Source organism: Microvirga sp. GN3 (genome assembly GCF_055792825.1).
In genome coordinates, this window is the sequence record NZ_JBVVAK010000339.1 from 1 (window position 1) to 2,587 (window position 2,587).

The 2,587-nt window shown below is 63.7% G+C and carries 5 protein-coding genes; 2 read left to right on the forward strand and 3 right to left on the reverse strand.

All coding sequences use genetic code 11. The annotated features are described in order from the left end of the window. On the forward strand, positions 1–256 hold a 256-nt coding region (locus ACS5Q1_RS47525), incomplete at its 5' end, for a hypothetical protein (protein WP_473104726.1). Here the strand turns inward: ACS5Q1_RS47525 and ACS5Q1_RS47530 are convergent. Then, the gene (locus tag ACS5Q1_RS47530) at positions 219–563 is read right to left on the reverse strand and encodes a hypothetical protein (RefSeq protein ID WP_473104727.1); all 345 of its coding nucleotides are present in this window, start codon (positions 561–563) and stop codon (positions 219–221) included. The genes ACS5Q1_RS47525 and ACS5Q1_RS47530 overlap by 38 nt on opposite strands. 49 nt (positions 564–612) lie before the next feature. After that, positions 613–744, reverse strand: a complete 132-nt coding sequence (locus ACS5Q1_RS47535) for a hypothetical protein (protein WP_256451899.1) — start codon at positions 742–744, stop codon at positions 613–615. A 190-nt stretch (positions 745–934) separates the two neighbouring features. On the opposite strand from ACS5Q1_RS47535, the gene ACS5Q1_RS47540 reads away from it, so the two are divergent. After that, positions 935–1,117, forward strand: coding sequence for a hypothetical protein (locus ACS5Q1_RS47540; protein WP_473104728.1), 183 nt, complete (start codon positions 935–937; stop codon positions 1,115–1,117). 375 nt (positions 1,118–1,492) lie between these two features. Here the strand turns inward: ACS5Q1_RS47540 and ACS5Q1_RS47545 are convergent, their stop codons facing one another. Continuing rightward, positions 1,493–2,509 carry an IS110 family RNA-guided transposase gene (locus ACS5Q1_RS47545; protein ID WP_473104729.1) on the reverse strand — a complete coding sequence of 339 codons (1,017 nt, stop codon included), beginning with the start codon at positions 2,507–2,509 and terminating at the stop codon, positions 1,493–1,495. Positions 2,510–2,587: the final 78 nt, after the last annotated feature.

Below are 2,587 nucleotides of genomic sequence, written 5' to 3' on the forward strand. Positions count from 1 at the left end.
TCCGCTGATCGCCCTCGGTGTCGTGCTGGCCACCGCCATGACCGATGCGGCCTATGTGTTCTTCAATGCGGCCGTGGTCGCCCGGCACCGGATCCGGGCGGCGAACTGGAGCGCCATCTGGTACTTGCTCTCGGCCTTCGCGGTGATCAGCTACACGGAGCAGGCGGTCTACGTCGCCTTCGCAGCCCTCGGCTCCTGGATCGGTGCCTTCGTGTCGATTACCTGGCTGGTGCGGGTCCCGCGACTGAAAGCCTGATGGGCTGAACCAGCCGCAAGGCACCTTGCGTGGCATGGAGCTTCTGCACGCGGGTGCGCTGTTCCTTGGTCCGCCGGAGTTGGTCACCCAGCCCGAGGAGATGGACAGGTCCCGGGTGCCCATTGAGCTCCGCCGGCAGGGCCAAGCCCATGCCACGGCGAGCGCGCAGATCGGTAATCTGTTCATTTGAGAGCGCCGTCACGGGCCGGTGCTCCCAGCCGGCAATAGGGCGAGGCGGGACCATGCTGGGCCTGGGCGGCGCCATCGTGGCAGACCATGCAATGATTGCGACAGGCAGGTACGGCATCAACGATCTCCGATCGGTAAAGGAGCGGGATTGTTGAAGCCGTACGGGTTCACAGGGGCATGGTGGCGACGTAGATGGCCAGCACCAGCAGGACGCACACTCCCGCTGAACTGACCAGCCATGGGGCGAGCTGGTTTCTGTAGTGCTCTTCCACGCGACGTTGGTGCTTGCGACGGGACATCGTCGGCCTCCTCCCGATGGAATGGCGCATGATGACGTGTCGAACGGATCATAACCTGTTGCTGCCTGGGCCACGACCCAAAACTGGCGCAGTCGGAAGGTGCCTGGCATTGGCTCCGCCTGCCGCATTTCCGGACGGAAAACCGGTTCTAATCCGTGTTGGCGCTGAGGGCAGACCAGGGAGTAGTCCGATGGAAACCCGCATTGTTGAGATTGGCGATCGCATCTACCGCCTCTCGACCTACGTACCGGATATCGTGCCGCCGGCCGGCTTCACCTTCGATCAGTTCCTCATCCTCGGCGAGGAGCCGATGCTGTTCCATGCCGGCTTACGGCGCATGTTCCCGCGGTTCTGTCGCAAACTCGAAGTATAGGCACTTTCAGCCCCATTTTGGCATCAAGGCAGCGGCGCTAAGCCGTTGATTATACAGCAGCCGGTGACCACGGGTCCTCCAGTATAGGCAAGTAAAAAGCGAGTTTGCGACATGTGTGGACGCCCGCTAGAGCGCAAGAAGAATCTTCAGGTTTGATGCAGCGCGTGGTCAGGGTCTGACATGTGTGCGGCCTCTGATGCGGCCGTTCACATGCCGCGGGCCCGGATGGGAGTTCGCGGATCAGGTCCAATTCAAAGCCACGTGCTCGAGGCTCTTGTCGCAAAGCTGGTTTTCCTGATCCCGTCTCGGTGACCGTTGCGCCATCTCTCTCCTTGTGATCTTCCCACGCCCCAACAGCCCCGCAGCCGCGAATGCTTAGGCCATCGCGGCTGGAGCCTGATAAACCCCACCTCTCGCCATCAGGGCCCAGACGATGCGGGCCATCTTGTTGGCGAGCGCCACCCGCACCAGCATCGGTGGTTTGCGCGCGACCATGCGCGCCATCCACGAGCCTGCCGGAGCCCGGTTGCGGGCTGCCCAACTCACAACGGCACTCGCGCCGATGATCAGCAGGCGGCGCAAGGTCCGCTCACCCATCTTCGAGGTGGCACCCAGCTTCTGTTTGCCGCCGGTGGAGTGCTGCAAGGGCGTGAGCCCGACCCAGGCGGCGAAGTCCCGCCCGCGCTTGAAGGTCTCAGCGGGTGGAGCAAGGGCCACCGCGGTCACTGGGCCGACCCCGGGAATGGTCATCAGCCGACGCGCCGTCTCGTTCTCTTTGGCTCGCTGGGCGACCTCGCGGTCCAGGCCTGCAATCTGGTTGTCCAACCGATGGAGTGTCTCGACCAGCATCTGGAGGACCGGTCGGGCGATCTCCGGGATTGGCTCCTCCGGGTCCGCGACAGCCCGCACGAGCTGAGATACATGAGCCGGGCCCTTGGCGACGACCAAGCCGAACTCGGCCAGATGACCGCGCAGGGCATTGATGATCTGAGTTCGTTGCTTCACCAGGAGATCGCGCGCCCGGAACACGAGAGCGGCGGCCTGTGTCTGCTCGCTCTTGGGCGCCACGAAGCGCATGGTCGGGCGCTGGGCTGCCTCGCAGATCGCCTCGGCATCGGCCGCATCATTCTTCTGGCGTTTCACAAAGGGCTTGACGTAAGCCGGCGGGATCAGCCGGATGGCATGACCCAGCTTGCCGATCTCCCGCGCCCAATGGTGCGCGCTGCCGCAGGCCTCCATGGCCACCGTGCAGGGCTTCTGGCCGGCAAAGAAGGTGAGAAGCTGGTGCCGCCGCAGCTTCTTGCGGAACAGGACCGCTCCCGATGCATCGGCGCCGTGCACCTGGAACACGTTCTTCGCCAGATCCAAGCCAATTGTGCTAACCTCTCCCATGGACGCCTCCCTCAAGTGGTGCAGTTCAACACCTCCACTTTGGCACACCGAGGCCGTTGGGGGGCGTCCACCTCATCA

What these genes read in the sequence shown, in the direction of transcription:
- ACS5Q1_RS47530 (WP_473104727.1), bottom strand. Translation starts at nt 563, where the DNA reads ATGCCGTACCTGCCTGTCGCAATCATTGCATGGTCTGCCACGATGGCG.
- ACS5Q1_RS47535 (WP_256451899.1), bottom strand. Translation starts at nt 744, where the DNA reads ATGTCCCGTCGCAAGCACCAACGTCGCGTGGAAGAGCACTACAGAAAC.
- ACS5Q1_RS47540 (WP_473104728.1), top strand. Translation starts at nt 935, where the DNA reads ATGGAAACCCGCATTGTTGAGATTGGCGATCGCATCTACCGCCTCTCG.
- ACS5Q1_RS47545 (WP_473104729.1), bottom strand. Translation starts at nt 2,509, where the DNA reads ATGGGAGAGGTTAGCACAATTGGCTTGGATCTGGCGAAGAACGTGTTC.